The organism is Natrinema longum (genome assembly GCF_017352095.1).
Taxonomy (GTDB): Archaea; Halobacteriota; Halobacteria; order Halobacteriales; family Natrialbaceae; genus Natrinema; species Natrinema longum.
On sequence record NZ_CP071463.1, the window covers coordinates 3,119,674 to 3,134,438 of the forward strand.

Here is a 14,765-nt window from a genome sequence, read left to right on the forward strand (position 1 = left end):
TCCGCCCCAGAGAGCCCCCACAGATCCGCTCTCGTAACTCGGCCGATTACGCCGTTTCTTCGGATTGACCGGACGCCAACAGCAGCCGGTCGACATCTACCAACGCTGTTGCCTCGAGGACGATCTCCCGCGTCGACTCGGCTTCGTCCTCGTCCGGCTCGGCAGTCGTCTCCTCGGTGGGTTCGATCTCGAACGTTTCACCGATCGACTCGCCGAGTCCACCGCTCGTCCCTCGAGAGGACGACAGCGTCGCGGAGCCGGCTCCGACAACTGGACTGGCCTCGGGACCGGCCGTCGGACCGCCATCGTCGTCGAGCGGGCCGTCGCTCACTCCGGTTCCGGCACCGACGCGTGACTCCCGTTCCGTCGTCACGAGTGCGACGATCAGGGGGTGTTCGAGGACGTCGCCGGAGAGTTCGCTGGTGTCGACCGTCTCGTCGTCGAAAATGTTACTTTCGGGAACGGTCTCGACGCCGATGACGTCGTCCACCCGGATCGCAACCGACTGTTCGTCGCTCGGCCGGTCGAGTACGAGCAGTCGCTCACGCCCCGGACCGGAGTCGGTTGTGGGGAAGTGCACGCGCGGATCGATGACCGCGGTAACCTCCCCACGAAGGTCCATGAGCCCTTCGATAGCGGGGGACGAACGCGGTACCCGCGTGAGTTCTGCCGGCGGTTCGGTGATCGTCCTGACGGCATCGACCGGGAGCGCCAGCCGATGTTCGCCCACAGTGACGAAGACGAACTGGACGAGTTGTTCCTCCTCACCGTCTTCGTCGCCCGAATCGCCGGGTCGGTCGTCGTCGACGTCCATTCCGAGAAGTTTTTCCGAGAGGTCCGGGGCCATGGTCCTGTTCGTGTATCAGGTTCCACCAATAAAACGTTGACTCCACGCGTATAATCTCGTCTCCGAACAGGAATTCGACGCCGATCGGCCTCCGTGTTCGTGACCCTGCGGTAGCGTGTCGACCTCTCCGAGACCGGAAACCGGGAGTCGGTGACGGCTCCGTTCGACCCACCGACGGCGTGATCGGATACCGGTGGACGCATCGGCAAACTTATTTTTCTGACTGGAGATCCACCATCCGGAATGGGATCGGAATCGGACGACGACGGGGCCGACGCGACCGAGCGAGTTACCGTGCTCACGTTCGATCTCGAGGAAACGGGCTACTGTGTCAGGGCCGACTCGGTCGTCTCCGTCCTCGACGTCGCGGCCGATTCCGCCCTCGCCGATACCGACGATCCGTGGGATGCGGGGACGGTTACTGCCGCCGGAGAACGTATCAGAGTCGTCGATCTACCGCGAGTGTTCGGATCGTCGACCCGGATCTCGGATCGGATCGACGAGCCCAAACTGCTCGTCTTCGCCGAGACTGATTCGGACGGTCGCCACTACGGCTGGCTCGTCGACGCCGTCGAGACGACGACAACCGTCCGCGTCACGTCGCTCGAGTCGCCGGAGACGACGACCAACCACGTCAAGGGACGACTCGAAGTCGGTACGAGAGCCCTCGTCTGGCTCGACGGGCGGACGATCAACGACTGAGACGGTCTCCTGTCCGTCAGTGCCGGTGGGACCGCAGGATAGCGTGGTCCCACCGGGACATCGGGCAGCAAACCGTACGAGTCGGCGTCCTCCCGGACCCGAATCGGATCGGCTACGGAAACCCTGGCGGGCCGCCATCCGAATCGTCGTCGGTATCGACGTCGAGCCCGAACTTCTCGCGTTGCTTCCGCAATTGCTTGACCTGCCGGTAGTAGTAGCCGATTCCGATTCCACCGAGTACGGCGACCGTTCCGACGAGGCCGAGGAACAGCGGGATGTCTCGCGTGAGATAGTATCGGAGCGAAATCGTGTTCTCGAGGTCAGCCCAGGAGAGGCGTTCCCGATCGTCGATTACCTCCCGTTCGTACCCGTTTGGCGACACGTCTCCGAACAGGAAGTTCGACGTCCGATGCCCTTCGGGCACCGTCACTACGTAGGAGCCCTCGACGAACGCCGGCAACTGGAACGTCTTCCGGCCGGCATCGCCGGAGAACGCGAGGGTACCGTTCCCGTCGGGGACCTGTACCGTCGTTTCGGACTGGCCTTGCTCGACGGTGAGTTCCGATCCCGTCAGTTCGGTGCCGTTGGGATACCAGTAGCGGACGCTGTTGATGTCCAGCGGCTCGTCGCGATAGAGCGAGGAGCGGTAGAGGGACAGTTCCTCGGTCTCGTTGAGATCGTAGACCGCCCGGAACTCGCCGTCCTCGATCACGCTGCCGTCCTCGAGATCGATGGCAACGTCGGCCTCGCTGTCGCGCAGGTCGTCGTACTCCGCCTCCTGATCGAGCTGTTCGTCGGAGATCCCACCCGAGAGTGCCGAACAGCCGGCTAACGTCGCCAGCAGTGCGATCGCGACCGCCGCGAGAACGAGCCGTCGATTCATGCTATGGAACGACACACCGGAGTTCGGCCGGGAGATACTCGCCGACGCTCGCGAGCAGTCCCGGCGGATCGGTGTTTTCGGTACAGATGACGCTTTGCTCGAGCAAGCCGAGTCGCTCGACGGTCACGTAGTCCTGTGCGTGGCCCGCGCGGTTGAGCGTGGCTCGAACTTCCGCGCGCGTCGCGCTGTTGACGTTGAGTCGGCCGTCACCGCGGGTCCACTCGTAGAGGCGGTCCTGTTCGGCATCGGCGAGACGGGACGTGGCGTCGGGGTCGTCACTGTCGCCGCCGTATACGAACGCCAGCGGGAGGTGCTGGACCAGCCCGTAGCGTTCGCGGATCTGCGTCGCCGACCCCGGACCGAGCCCGAGCTCCGCGGTCGGAATCCGTACTCCCTCGCCCTGTCCCGCATCGAGGACGAACCCGTCCTCGTCCCAGGACTCGAGCGTGCCGACGTACGTTTCGCCGGCCTCGAGATCGGGGACGATTTCGCCGAACTCCTCGCGGAGGACGTTACGCGCGACGGTGGCGTCCTCGCCCTCGATCGTCACGGAGGGGAAGTCGTCGTGGCGAATGCCGATCTCGAATTCGACGTCGAGTTCGCCGATCTCGTTGGTGACGAGGGACCGAAGCGAGTCCAGCGACCGCTCGCGGGCCTCGCCCTCGACGTAGAGTTTCGTTGCGAGTACGACCATTAGGCGTCCGCGTCGATGTTGAGTTCGTCCTCGAGGGAGTCGAGGCGGTCGTCCATCGCAGTGACCAGTCGGTTGTTGTCCATCGATTCGAGCGGCGAGCCGCATTCGGGACATTCGAAGCCGAAGTCCATCGCCTCGCCGAACTCGAATCGGATCGAGCAGATCTCACAGAGGTAGAACTCGTGGTTGCGCTCGTACTCGCGGCGCTCCTCGAGTGCCTCGTGAAGCCGGTACATCTCCTCTTCGAGGTTCTCCGGAATGTTGTCGTACTCGAAGGTCCAGAGGTAGGTCAGCCAGCCCGAATCCTCGTCGCGCAGCCGTCGATAGGTGGCGAGATCGTTCTCGTAGAGAATGAACAGCGCGCGCCGCACGTCGTTCAACTCGAGGTCGAGCTCCTCCGCGAGCTCCTCGTCGGTCACTTCGCCGTCCGGGGGTGCCGCCGCGACGGGCATCCCCTTGGGACCGACCAGCTCGTGCAAATATTTCTGGATCACCGGGTCCTCGAGCAGGTCCTCAAAAGCCATTACCTCCATGTAACGCCATGGAACCATTAAAGCTTGTCAACTGACCCCGCCCGCGGTGGCGTGTGATCCAGAAACGCAAAATCACCGCAACGATGTCGGACCCATGGCACCTTCGAGCGCGACGCTTATGATGCTGGATCGGCCTTTTCGAGACAATGACTCCCGACGCTTCTTGCGGTGTCGCACGTTCCGATACTGCCTGCCCGCGGATCCATCGCCTCGAGTTCGACGTTCCCTGGCCGCCCAAACACGTCGCCGCCTATCTCCTCGAGGGGCCCGAACCGATCCTGATCGACGCGGGCGCGCCCGACGAGACGGGCGGGTCTGACCACGCCGGCGAGACGGAACTGCGCGAGGGACTCGCCGCGGTCGGCTACGAACCGGCCGACGTCGAGCACGTCGTCGTGACCCACATCCACAGCGACCACATCGGCCAACTCCCCGCGCTACGGGCGGCCGGCGCGACGGTTCACGCACCGAAAGCAGGGATCGAACGACTCGAGGACGATCTGGCCGCCGTCGAGTCGGGGCTTCGAGAGACGGCGATGTTTGCCGGCTACAGCGGCGACGCCCTCGAGACGGTGATCGAGGAGGAACTCGAGTCACGTCGTCGGGACCGCCGACTGGTCGACGGCGAGAGCGCCCAGCCGATCGATCCGACCGAGCCGTTGGCCGTCGGCGGCCGCGAGTTCGAGGTCTTCGAGACGCCGGGCCACGAGATCGACCACCTCTGTTTCGAGACGACAGTCGAGGGAACGGACGTCCTCTTCGCGGGCGACGCGCTCATCGAACCGTTTCGCGCCGGGGCGTTCCACGTCGGGTTCAACGACGGTGCCTACGACGCCGTCGATGCCTACTACGAGGCCATGGACCGACTGGAAGGGACGACCGCGACGCACGTCTTCCCCGGCCACGGCCCCGTCTTCGAGAACCCCCAGCGAGTCGTCGCGACCACGCGGGAACGGCTGGACACGCTGCTCGAGGAGACGCGGGCGGCCCTCGAGACGATCGAGCCCGCGACGCCGCTGTCGATCGCCGAAGAGCGCGTCGGGAACGTCCGCTATCACGCACCGGTACTCGACACGCTCGGGGCGCTGGGGACGCTCGAAACGCAGGGTAGGGTGTTCCACACAGCCGAAGACGGCGTCCACTACTACGAGGCGGAGTGAGATCGCTCGAGCCGACCTGTGCTTCCCAGCCGGCCGGACACTCTCGAGGTAAAAGCGGCCCAGCCGAGGACGGGAGTGAGTGTGGGAGCACCTGTTTTGCTGGAAGCAATCGTACGCGGCGTCGGTCCCACAACGACCGGGTCTGCTACGCGGCCCTCACTTGCAGCCGCTGACATCGGGTCAATCGTTGCTCGAACGTCACTAGCTGCCTACATACACTGTGCTCGCATAACGGTACGTGGCGGACTCGAGTTGCATATTATGCACCAATCCAAAGAAGACCTACCAGTCGTCATAGAGACGTCGGACGCAGTGGTACAGCATCAAGCGGGGTTCGGTGTGGCACCCGAACACGACGGCTTGGCGGCGGAGCACTTCCAACTCAGCGGGGGGACCGATCTCACGCCGCTGTTGGAAGGACTGCACGAAGACGCGTGTCAGTGCCCCCACTGGGGATACGTGATCGCGGGCGAGATCACGGTCCAGTATTCCGACGGCTCTCGGGAGGTAGACGAAGCTGGCGATCTCCTCTACTGGCCGCCAGGACACACGCTCTGGGTAGACGACGACGCGGAGTTCGTCCTGTTTAGTCCACACGAGGATCACACGGCAGTCTTCGATCACGTGGCGGCCAAGACGGACGAATAACGGCACCAGCGACCCCGGAACGGGGGCTGGTGGCCGTCTCGTGTCCGATCGATCACCGATTCTGGGCGGCTCCGTTGACGGTCGGCACTCCCATGCCGTGGCGGTCGCCGGAGAGACATCAGAGCCGCCGGCGTTAGGCCTCGTCCTCGAGTTTGTACTTCTGGACCTTCCCGCTGGTCGTCCGCGGGAGGTCCTCGATGAACTCGATCTCGCGGGGGTGTTTGTAGCTGGCGACCTCCTCGAGACAGAACTCCGTGAGCGCCTCGCTCGTCACGTCGCTGCCGGGTTCGACGCCCGGCGCGGGAACGACGAACGCCTTCGGCACCTCGTTGCGCCGCTCGTCGGGAACCCCGACGACGGCGGCGTCCGCGACGGCCTCGTGCTCGAGGAGGAGCCCCTCGAGTTCGCTGGGGTAGACGTTGTACCCGCCGGAGACGATAACGTGTTTCTTCCGGTCGACGATCTCGTAGTAGTTGTCCCGATCGCGACGGGCGACGTCGCCGGTCCGAAAGTAGCCGGTCTCGGTGAACGCGGCGTCCGTGGCATCGGGCATGTCGTGGTAGCCTTTCATCACCTGTGGGCCGCGGACGAGGAGTTCCCCCTCCTCGCCGGGGGCGACTTCCTCGCCCGAATCGTCGACGATCTTGCAGTCGGTCATTCGGAGCGGCTGGCCGATCGTCCCGTGTTGCAGCCCGAAGCTCGACCCCATTTGCGTATGGGTGGCACCGTGGGTCTCGGTGAGGCCGTACCCCTCCGAGATGTCCACGCCGGCGGTCTCCTCGAATCGCTCCTGGACCGCAGCCGAGAGCTTCGCACCGCCCTCGGAGGCCGACTCGAGGCTGCTGAGATCGTACTCGCCGAAGTCGTCGGCCTCGACCATGTCGGCGTACATCGTCGTCACGCCGACGAAGTGGGTGATCCACTCGTCCTCGATGAGTTGCATGCACTCCTGGGCGTCCCACTCGAGCGCGCTGCGGAAGTAGAGCCGGCCGCCGCCGACCAGCGGCTGGAGCGCGGTGTGGGTGAAGCCGGTGATGTGGTACAGCGGGAGCCAGGTGAGACTGCGGACGTCTTCGGGGTCGACGTCGACGTTGGACGCCGTCAAGGGCCACATGAGCTGGGCTCGCGTATTGCTGTGGGTGAGCTGGACGCCCTTCGGATCGCCGGTCGTTCCCGACGTGTAGGGCAACAGCGCCACGTCGTCGTCGGCCCGCTCGACCAGCGTCGGCTCGCCCCGTAACTCCTCGAAGGCGTGGTCCGCTGGGTCTCGGGGCCACTCCTCGCTCTGGATCGTGATCACCTCGGGATCCATCCCGGCGTCCTCGGTCGCCTCGTCGACCACCTCCCGCAGGGCCGGATGGGTGACGATCGCTTTCGCCTCCGTGTCCTCGAGCTGGTAGGCCACCTCGCGGCGCTTGTACTGTGGGTTGACCGGCGAGATCACCACGCCGGCTTTGAACGCCCCGATCGACGCGACCAGATACTGCGGACAGTTCGGCAGGAAGAGCAGGAGTCGATCGCCGGGCTCGAGGCCGATCTCGTGGAAGCCACCGGCGAGTTCGGCGGTCCAGTCGCGCACCTCCTCGTGCGTCCAGCGCCGCCCGTGGTGTTCCATCGCCTGTGCGTCCCCGTGGCGGGCCGCGGTCTGGTCGAACAGCTTCGCGACGTTTCCGTTTCGTGCGGAGCGATCGATGGCATCCAGATCCATGATTCGTGATACCGAGAGCCACGGTAAAAGTGTTCCTCACGGACAACTACCGACTGAAACGAGGGCCGGTTCGGCCGACCGGACAGCGGAACGGACGAGTAATCGGGGACTCATACGGTCTCCTGTACCGATGTACCGGGATACCGCGAACCGTCTGGCGGTTACACCGTCGCTGACTCCCAGTGGTCCGTCTCGGTCCAGTCGAATCCACGCCGAATCAGAACGTTTTCACCGGCTTACGAGCTACGCGTTCCCGTGCCTGCCGCTCTCGGAGAGGTCCCCGATAGCCGTCGCAGCTGGGTCGTGGCGTTCGTCGGTGCGGTCGCGATGGTGTTTACGTTCGGAACGCCGTTCTCGTATGGGGTGTTTCGGCAGCCGTTCAGTGACGCCATCGGGGTTTCGCCGGTCGCGCTCTCGAGTGTCTTCTCCGTGATGTTGTTTACCTTCTTTATGGGCTCGGGAGCCGTCGGCGTGTTCGCCGCGCGCCTGCCGGCTCGAGCCGTCCTCCTAGCGTGTGCGGCAGCGACCGGACTGATCGCACCGTCGCTGTACGTCGTCGACTCACAGTTGGGACTGACGGTCGTCTTTGCAGTCCTCGGCCTCGCCCTGGGATCGGTGTTCGTCCTGCTCGCGTCGATCGTTCCCCGCTGGTTCGAGGCCCGCCGCGGTGCCGCGACTGGACTCATCTTCGTGGGGAACGGGCTCGGTCTGGCCGTTCTGCCCCCCGTCTGGCAGTACGTCCTCACGCAGTTCGGCGTCGATCGGGGCTTTCTGCTCGTCATGACTGCGACCGCGATCGCGTTTGCCCTCGCCGGCGTCACGTGTCGACGGCCGCAGTGGGCCGATCAGGCAGCCGCGACCGTCGGCGACCTCCTCGAGTGGGTCGGCGGATTGCTCGGAACGCGGACGTTCCAACTGTTGTTCGTCGGGATCGGGCTGGCGTTCGCCTGGTATCAGCTCCTCGCCGCGTACGCGGTCGACCTGTTTGCGTCCCGTGGGTTGACGGAGCCAAACGCCGCGGCGGCGTTCGGGCTGATCGGCGGCGTGAGTATTATCTCGCGGATCGGGAGCGGCTATCTCACGGATTTCGTCAGCTCCGAGCGGGCCTTCCTCGGCTCGATCGCGTGTTCGGCCGTCGGAATCGCCCTGTTGTTCGTGCCACAGCTCCCGGCGCTCGCAGCGGGGATCTTCCTGATCGGACTCGGATTGGGCGGGTGTGCGACGTTGTACATCCCCGTGCTCATGGGGATATACGGCCCCGAGAGGGACACCGCGATCATCGGCGTGTTCAACGTCGCGATCGGGAGCAGCGCACTGGCCATGCCACCGCTCGGTGCCGCGAGCATCGCTTACACGGGCGGGTACACCGCCGCCCTGGTGCTCACGTTCGGCGTGACCGTCGTCGCCTTCTGGGCGACAGTCGCCGGAACGACCGCCTCCTGATACGGTTTGCCGTCCCGATGTCCCGGTGGGACCGCAGGACAGCGCGGTCCCACCGGCACTGACGGACAGGAGACCGTCTGACGCCCTCGAGGCCCGTGACGTTATCTCGATCGGATCCATGCGTCGACGATGCGCCCCGAGTTCGAGTCGCGGCTCAGATGCCGACTGTCCGAAGAAGGGTGTCTGTTCCCCGACTACGGGCGGTCGGGGCGATCGACCTCGAGTCGCTGTGACCCGGTCCTCCCTCCGTCGTCGACTACCCAAGACTCACATCGAGGTAGAGCATCACGATGGTACCGGCCATCAACCCGAGTGTGGCGATTCGCTCGTATCCGCGGGTGTGGGTTTCGGGGATGATCTCGTCGGAGATCACGAAGAGCATCGCGCCCGCGGCGAACCCCATCGCGTAGGGAAGGATGGGCTCGGCGACGCTGACTGCCAGCGCGCCTACGACCGCGAGCGGGATTTCGACGATTCCCGAGCGCACCCCCGCAAAGGCCGCGTAGAAGCGACGATCCAGACCGGCGTTGATCGCGGCCACCGAGACGGCGAGCCCTTCGGGAACGTTTTGGATGCCGATCGCGATCATGAGCGGGATCGCGTTCTCGATGTTGCCGGAGCCAAAGCCGACGCCCACGGCCAATCCCTCGGGCATATTGTGGAGCGTAATCGCCAGAATGAACAGGACGACGGGCGTCAGCCGCTCGTTATCGAGTGGCAGAGACGTGCTGGGGTTGGCTTCGTCCGGTCGCTTGCTCCCGGTCAACAGATAGTGTGCGTGTGGGACGATCCCGTCGGCCCGGTCGAGAAAGGCCGCGCCCAGTGCGACGCCGACGAGCGTGGGTATCGGATTCCCCCCGGAGTACTGCTCGATACCCGGGATGATGAGACTCGTGAACGCTGCGGCGAGCATCACGCCGGCCGCGAACCCGAGCGCGCCGTCGAGTGCACGCTCGGAGGGGTCCCGCCACACGAGTACCAGCGACGCGCCAAAGAGGTTCAGGGTCGCGATAACGATCCCACCCACGAGTCCCTGGATCACTGGATCTTCGCCGGCGACCCGAACGAACAGTTCGACTACCGAAACCACGATTCGATCCCTCTCCTCGGTGAGACGGCATCGCGTCGTCCCTTCGCTCGAACCATTGTCGTGGGATACAGTCACGACTGACAAATAAACCCACGACACGCGACGGTCGGTTTCGGGAACGACCGAACTGCCGCGGAACGTTTCGCTGCTGGCGACGGGCCCAGTGCTCTCGAGGGACTGCTGACCCCCGGTCGTGAATCCTGCACCGCTAAGTGTCCGCGTCCCCGACCACGTGGTAATGAACGGCAACCGCTTCGGTCGCCTCTTTCAGGTGACCACGTTCGGCGAGAGCCACGGGGAGGCGATGGGCTGTACCGTCTCGGGCTGTCCGGCCGGCCTCGAGCTCTCCGCGGAGGACATTCAGGAGGACCTGGATCGGCGCAAGCCGGGCCAGTCGATGATCACCACCAGCCGCGGCGAACCCGACGCCGTCTCGATCAAGTCGGGGATTCAGGACGGCTACACGACGGGGACGCCGATCGGGCTGATCATCCAGAACAAGGACGCCCGCTCGGGCAAGTACGAGCCGTTCATCACTGCACCCCGGCCGAGCCACGGCGACTTCACCTACTCCGCGAAGTTCGGCACGCGCAATTGGGGCGGTGGCGGCCGCTCGTCGGCTCGCGAGACCGTCAACTGGGTCGCGGCCGGTGCGATCGCGAAGAAGCTCCTCGCCCGCGAGGGAATCGAACTCAAGGCCCACGTCAACCGGATCGGCGACATCGAAGCGCCGGACGTGAGTTTCGAGGAAATCGTCGAACACTCCGAGGAGAACGACGTGCGCTGTGCCCACCCCGAGAGCGCCGAGCGAATGCAAGAGCGGATCGCGGAGTACCAGGAGGAGGGCGACTCGATCGGCGGCAGCATCTACTTCGAAGCCCGGGGCGTCCCCGTCGGCCTCGGCGCACCTCGGTTCGACTCGCTGTCGGCCCGGCTTGGCCAGGCGATGATGTCGGTGCCGGCGACGACGGCCTTCGAGTTCGGCCTCGGGACCGAGGCCGCCGAGTGGACCGGCAAGGAGCGAAACGACGACTGGGAGTTCGACGACGACGGAAATCCGACGCCCGTCGAGAACGACCACGGCGGCATCCAGGGCGGGATCAGCTCCGGCGAGCCGATCTATGGGGAAGTGACGCTTCACGCGCCGACCTCGATCCCCAAGTCCCAGCAGACCGCCGACTGGGAGACCGGCGAGCTCAAAGAGGAACAGGTCATCGGCCGTCACGATCCCGTCCTGCCGCCACGAGGCGTTCCTGTCGTCGAGGCGATGCTCGCCCTGACCCTGGTCGACTTCATGCTCCTGTCGGGCCGGATCAACCCCGACCGCGTCGACGACCAGCCCGGCGAGTACGATACGGACTACCACCCGAGCAGTCCGCGAAACGAGTAACTCGCCAGTCAGTACGCTATCCCGTCCGTTCGATTCTTGGATGGATACGGTAGGGACGTGTTGGAACCACTGAATCGTCTCGGATGATGTCTCTACACTGCAGCGATCCGTCTCCCGAGCGCGACCGCGTTAGTATCCCAGCTGATCGCGGATCAGGACGACGGTCGTCCGACCGTCCTCGAGTTCCTGCCGGAAGATGAGCTGCTTGGCGATCGCGGACTCGACGCCATAGGCCTCCTTTGCTCGTTCGTTCTCGAGGGGGTAGGCCACCGACTCGAGGCGGTCGAGTGCATCGTCGAGCGTCGGCACGATCTTGTTCACGCCGCTGACGATCACGACGTTGCTCGCGGCGAAGGGGTACGCGCCGATCCGACTGCCCGAGCGGTCGGCCGCGACGAGTGCACCGGTCTGGGCGATCGCGTTGATACCGCCGAGGAAGTAGTCGGCAGTCTGTGACTCTCGACGAGCGGCCTGGCGTTTCGCATCGTCGTCGATACTCCAGATCTCGTCCGCCAGGCTCTCCCACTCGTGGTCGCCCTCGGACAGGTAGTCGACGAAGCCGATCTCTTCGAGCGTCGTGGAATGGCCGTTCATCACCGACGCGTCGGCGGGGATATGCGACTGCAGCGTCGTCAGGGCGTCCTCGGCCGAGTCGGCGACGACGACCTCGAAGCCGTTGGCCTCGAGGTTTGCCACGGTCTCCTCGATGGCCGCATCGGTCGGGAGGTCGTCGAGCGCTGCGTCGATCTCGGTATCGGCTACGTAATCTGATTTTTGCTGTGACATTTGTGCTGTATCCGTACATTCGTCTGGGGCTGAGACCGACTTAAGCGCTCGCGGATACCAGGGTTAGCTGATTACACCGGTGTTACTTCCTCCATTCAGCGAACTATTCACCTCGTCTAACGGGAACGAAAAACACCGTCTCACCGCCCGCGAATCCCACGGTTCGGACGCGTTCCGCGAGCAAAACGAGTGAACTACCCCGCTCTACTCGCCTGCTTCGCAGGCTCCTCGAGGGCAGGCTTCCTGTTTCGACGACGCGACTTGCAGATACGATAACGGAATCCACAGTGGTCGCAGTTTCCACAGGCGTGGCTTCGGAGTGAACCACTCCTCGTTTTTTCGGGCCACGCGAGAGGACGTTCAACTCCCGGACGGTCCCCGAGATCAACGCCGGGCGGGCGCTGATCGACGCCACGGTCGTCCATCCGGCCGAGCCGTTCCTGACCGTGCTCCGTGACCACGACGTCGCCGTGACTGTCGGCACTGACTTCCATCATCCGAGCGAACTTCCCGACCGGGCCGACTTTCTCGCCGACTTCGTCGCCGTACTGGGGCTCGAGCCGGTTTTTCCCGACGGACTCGAGCGGTCCTCGCGGGAATGCGCGGCGCGAACGGCAACTGTGAGAGCGAACCGCGACCCGATCACGTCGGACAGCGGTCGGCAGGCACCGTAGCGAGGATGGCGTGACGAGCCGACCGGTTGCCGTCGATCACGACACGTTCTGACCGATGAACTCCACGTTTCCTAGATCGTTCATCGAGTGGTACAACCAAGTTATAAATGCTAGATATATGTGGAACGGTATCGTATCTCAAGATGGCTCATGGCAGATTTTGACCTCGACAGTGCGGACGGCCGGCGAGAGGCGTTGCGCCGGATGGTAACCATCCGGGCGTTCGACGAGGAGGCAGGTGATCGGTTCGCTGACGGCGAAATACCGGGGTTCGTCCACCTCTATATCGGGGAGGAGGCGGTCGGCGTCGGTGCCTGTGCGTCGCTCGACTCCGACGACTACATCGCGAGCACGCATCGCGGTCACGGCCACTGTATCGCGAAGGGGCTGGACCCGAAATACATGATGGCAGAGCTCTACGGCAAGGCCGAGGGCTACTGCAACGGCAAGGGTGGTTCGATGCACATCGCCGACGTCGACGCCGGGATGCTCGGCGCGAACGGCATCGTCGGTGCCGGGCCGCCGCTGGCGACCGGTGCGGCCCTGTCGATCGACTATCAGGACCGCGATCAGGTCGCGGTCGGCTTCCTCGGTGACGGGGCCGTCGCCCAGGGGCAGGTCCACGAAGCGATCAACCTCGCTTCGACCTGGGACCTGCCGGCGATCTTCGTCGTCGAGAACAACCACTACGGGGAGGGAACCCCGGTCGAGAAACAACACAACCTCGAGAACCTGAGCGACACGGCACAGGCCTACGACATCCCCGGCGTGACCGTCGACGGCATGGACATCACTGCCGTCGCGGAGGCAGTCGCTGAGGCCCGAGAACGGGCCCGTGCCGGCGACGGGCCGACGATGGTCGAGGCCCAGACGTACCGCTACCGCGGTCACTACGAGGGCGACGAGGAACCCTACCGCGACGAGGACGAGATCGAACGCTGGAAGGACCGCGATCCGATCGAATCGTTCAAAGATCGACTGATCGAGCGTGGCGAGCTAACCGACGAGGAGTTCGACGAACTCCGATCCGACGCCGAGGCGACGATCGAAAACGCCGTCGAGTACGCACAGGAGACGGACTCGCCGGACCCGACCGCGGCCTACGAGGACGTGTTCGCCGACCGGCCGCCGGAGCTCGACCGCTTTGCGAACGTCGCGCGTACCGACGGCGGAGCGAACGGAGGTGACCACCGATGACGGCACAGGCAGAACTCGAACTCGAGACCGAGACGATGACCGTACGGGAGGCGATCCGCCAGGCGCTCCGCGAAGAACTCCAGCGCGACGAGGACGTCTACCTGATGGGCGAAGACGTCGGTCTCTTCGGCGGCGTCCTCGAGGTGACCAGCGGCCTCTTCGAGGAGTTCGGCGAGGAACGGGTCCGGGACACGCCGATCAGCGAGGCCGGCTTCATGGGCGCGGCGACCGGCGCGGCGGCGACCGGCACGCGGCCGGTCGTCGAACTCATGTTCTCGGACTTCGCGGGCGTCGCGATGGAACAGATCATGAATCAGATGGCGAAGATGCACTACATGTTCGGCGGGAAGGCCGAACTGCCGGTCACCGTCCGGACCACCGAGGGCGGCGGGATGGGCGCTGCCAGCCAGCACTCGGGGACGGTCCACACCTGGATCGCACACTTCCCGGGGCTGAAGGCCGTTGCGCCGGGAACCGCCGCGAGCGCCAAGGGGCTGACGAAGGCGGCCATCCGGTCTGACGACCCCGTGTTCGTCTTCGAGAACAAGATGATCTACGAGCAGTCGGGCGAAGTCCCGACCGACGAGGACTTCACGGTCCCGATCGGCGAGGCGGCCGTCGAGCGTGAGGGCGATGATGTCACCGTCGTCGCTACCCAGCGACTCGTCGGCGAGTCCCTCGGCGTAGCCGACTCGCTCGAGGGGGACGTCAGCGTCGAGGTCATCGACCCGCGCTCGCTGTACCCGCTCGATACCGAGACGATCGTCGAGAGCGTCGAGAAGACGGGTCGGCTGGTCGTCGCCGACGAGAGCCCGCTCTCGTATGGCACCCACGCGGAGATCGTCGCACGCGTCCAGGAGGAGGCGTTCTTCAGCCTCGACGCGCCGATCCAGCGGGTCGGCACGCCGGACACGCACATTCCGTTTAGTCCGCCACTCGAGCAGGAGGTCCTGCCCGACGACGACGACGTCAGAGCCGCGATCGAGCGGATCGCATAGCGGGGTCACCAC

General features: G+C 65.0%; 14 protein-coding genes and 1 pseudogene. 8 read left to right on the forward strand and 7 right to left on the reverse strand.

Going from position 1 to position 14,765, the window contains the following annotated elements; genetic code table 11:
* Positions 1 to 46: 46 nt before the first annotated feature.
* Complete coding sequence (locus tag J0X27_RS15365) at positions 47 to 847, reverse strand: chemotaxis protein CheW (RefSeq protein ID WP_207270024.1); 801 nt, start codon at positions 845 to 847, stop codon at positions 47 to 49.
* Between the two features lie 243 nt (positions 848 to 1,090).
* On the opposite strand from J0X27_RS15365, the gene J0X27_RS15370 reads away from it, so the two are divergent.
* The gene (locus tag J0X27_RS15370) at positions 1,091 to 1,549 is read left to right on the forward strand and encodes a chemotaxis protein CheW (protein ID WP_207270025.1); all 459 of its coding nucleotides are present in this window, start codon (positions 1,091 to 1,093) and stop codon (positions 1,547 to 1,549) included.
* A 112-nt stretch (positions 1,550 to 1,661) separates the two neighbouring features.
* Here the strand turns inward: J0X27_RS15370 and J0X27_RS15375 are convergent, their stop codons facing one another.
* From J0X27_RS15375 to tfe, 3 genes are read right to left on the reverse strand one after another with little or no spacing between them, the layout of a single operon-like run.
* Entirely contained in the window at positions 1,662 to 2,432 is a 771-nt protein-coding gene (locus tag J0X27_RS15375) for a DUF5803 family protein (RefSeq protein ID WP_207270026.1), read from the reverse strand.
* A 1-nt stretch (position 2,433) separates the two neighbouring features.
* Positions 2,434 to 3,126: a DUF2110 family protein gene (locus J0X27_RS15380; RefSeq protein ID WP_207270027.1), complete on the reverse strand. Its 693-nt coding sequence runs from the start codon at positions 3,124 to 3,126 to the stop codon at positions 2,434 to 2,436.
* Positions 3,126 to 3,650, reverse strand: coding sequence for a transcription factor E (tfe, locus tag J0X27_RS15385; RefSeq protein WP_097379821.1), 525 nt, complete (start codon positions 3,648 to 3,650; stop codon positions 3,126 to 3,128). Before tfe ends, J0X27_RS15380 begins: the two co-directional genes overlap by 1 nt.
* Positions 3,651 to 3,805: 155 nt before the next feature.
* On the opposite strand from tfe, the gene J0X27_RS15390 reads away from it, so the two are divergent.
* Both J0X27_RS15390 and J0X27_RS15395 read left to right on the forward strand, forming a co-directional pair.
* Positions 3,806 to 4,819 carry an MBL fold metallo-hydrolase gene (locus J0X27_RS15390; RefSeq protein WP_207270028.1) on the forward strand — a complete coding sequence of 338 codons (1,014 nt, stop codon included), beginning with the start codon at positions 3,806 to 3,808 and terminating at the stop codon, positions 4,817 to 4,819.
* 339 nt (positions 4,820 to 5,158) lie between these two features.
* Entirely contained in the window at positions 5,159 to 5,467 is a 309-nt protein-coding gene (locus J0X27_RS15395; protein ID WP_242634230.1) for a cupin domain-containing protein, read from the forward strand.
* A gap of 133 nt (positions 5,468 to 5,600) precedes the next feature.
* On the opposite strand, the gene J0X27_RS15400 is transcribed toward J0X27_RS15395, so the two are convergent.
* Positions 5,601 to 7,175: a class I adenylate-forming enzyme family protein gene (locus J0X27_RS15400; RefSeq protein ID WP_207270030.1), complete on the reverse strand. Its 1,575-nt coding sequence runs from the start codon at positions 7,173 to 7,175 to the stop codon at positions 5,601 to 5,603.
* A 255-nt stretch (positions 7,176 to 7,430) separates the two neighbouring features.
* Here J0X27_RS15400 and J0X27_RS15405 point away from each other — a divergent pair, with 255 nt between their 5' ends.
* The gene (locus J0X27_RS15405) at positions 7,431 to 8,618 is read left to right on the forward strand and encodes an MFS transporter (RefSeq protein WP_224214549.1); all 1,188 of its coding nucleotides are present in this window, start codon (positions 7,431 to 7,433) and stop codon (positions 8,616 to 8,618) included.
* A 256-nt stretch (positions 8,619 to 8,874) separates the two neighbouring features.
* On the opposite strand, the gene J0X27_RS15410 is transcribed toward J0X27_RS15405, so the two are convergent.
* The gene (locus tag J0X27_RS15410) at positions 8,875 to 9,708 is read right to left on the reverse strand and encodes a ZIP family metal transporter (RefSeq protein ID WP_207270031.1); all 834 of its coding nucleotides are present in this window, start codon (positions 9,706 to 9,708) and stop codon (positions 8,875 to 8,877) included.
* A 238-nt stretch (positions 9,709 to 9,946) separates the two neighbouring features.
* On the opposite strand from J0X27_RS15410, the gene aroC reads away from it, so the two are divergent.
* Positions 9,947 to 11,098 carry a chorismate synthase gene (gene aroC, locus J0X27_RS15415; RefSeq protein WP_207270032.1) on the forward strand — a complete coding sequence of 384 codons (1,152 nt, stop codon included), beginning with the start codon at positions 9,947 to 9,949 and terminating at the stop codon, positions 11,096 to 11,098.
* 129 nt (positions 11,099 to 11,227) lie between these two features.
* Here the strand turns inward: aroC and J0X27_RS15420 are convergent, their stop codons facing one another.
* On the reverse strand, positions 11,228 to 11,884 hold the full coding sequence (locus J0X27_RS15420) for a lactate utilization protein (protein WP_207270033.1): 657 nt from the start codon (positions 11,882 to 11,884) through the stop codon (positions 11,228 to 11,230).
* Between the two features lie 362 nt (positions 11,885 to 12,246).
* Here J0X27_RS15420 and J0X27_RS15425 point away from each other — a divergent pair.
* The 3 genes and pseudogenes from J0X27_RS15425 to J0X27_RS15435 all read left to right on the forward strand — a co-directional run.
* Positions 12,247 to 12,468: pseudogene (locus tag J0X27_RS15425) on the forward strand (histidinol-phosphatase); the annotation flags it as partial.
* A 240-nt stretch (positions 12,469 to 12,708) separates the two neighbouring features.
* Positions 12,709 to 13,755, forward strand: coding sequence for a thiamine pyrophosphate-dependent dehydrogenase E1 component subunit alpha (locus tag J0X27_RS15430; RefSeq protein WP_207270034.1), 1,047 nt, complete (start codon positions 12,709 to 12,711; stop codon positions 13,753 to 13,755).
* A complete protein-coding gene (locus J0X27_RS15435; protein WP_207270035.1) occupies positions 13,752 to 14,753 on the forward strand; it encodes an alpha-ketoacid dehydrogenase subunit beta in 1,002 nt (333 codons plus the stop codon). Before J0X27_RS15430 ends, J0X27_RS15435 begins: the two co-directional genes overlap by 4 nt.
* Positions 14,754 to 14,765: the final 12 nt, after the last annotated feature.

Coding starts and splice junctions, on each gene's coding strand:
- J0X27_RS15365 (WP_207270024.1), bottom strand. CDS start 847: ATGGCCCCGGACCTCTCGGAAAAACTTCTCGGAATGGACGTCGACGAC.
- J0X27_RS15370 (WP_207270025.1), top strand. CDS start 1,091: ATGGGATCGGAATCGGACGACGACGGGGCCGACGCGACCGAGCGAGTT.
- J0X27_RS15375 (WP_207270026.1), bottom strand. CDS start 2,432: ATGAATCGACGGCTCGTTCTCGCGGCGGTCGCGATCGCACTGCTGGCG.
- J0X27_RS15380 (WP_207270027.1), bottom strand. CDS start 3,126: ATGGTCGTACTCGCAACGAAACTCTACGTCGAGGGCGAGGCCCGCGAG.
- tfe (WP_097379821.1), bottom strand. CDS start 3,650: ATGGCTTTTGAGGACCTGCTCGAGGACCCGGTGATCCAGAAATATTTG.
- J0X27_RS15390 (WP_207270028.1), top strand. CDS start 3,806: ATGACTCCCGACGCTTCTTGCGGTGTCGCACGTTCCGATACTGCCTGC.
- J0X27_RS15400 (WP_207270030.1), bottom strand. CDS start 7,175: ATGGATCTGGATGCCATCGATCGCTCCGCACGAAACGGAAACGTCGCG.
- aroC (WP_207270032.1), top strand. CDS start 9,947: ATGAACGGCAACCGCTTCGGTCGCCTCTTTCAGGTGACCACGTTCGGC.
- J0X27_RS15420 (WP_207270033.1), bottom strand. CDS start 11,884: ATGTCACAGCAAAAATCAGATTACGTAGCCGATACCGAGATCGACGCA.
- J0X27_RS15430 (WP_207270034.1), top strand. CDS start 12,709: ATGGCAGATTTTGACCTCGACAGTGCGGACGGCCGGCGAGAGGCGTTG.
- J0X27_RS15435 (WP_207270035.1), top strand. CDS start 13,752: ATGACGGCACAGGCAGAACTCGAACTCGAGACCGAGACGATGACCGTA.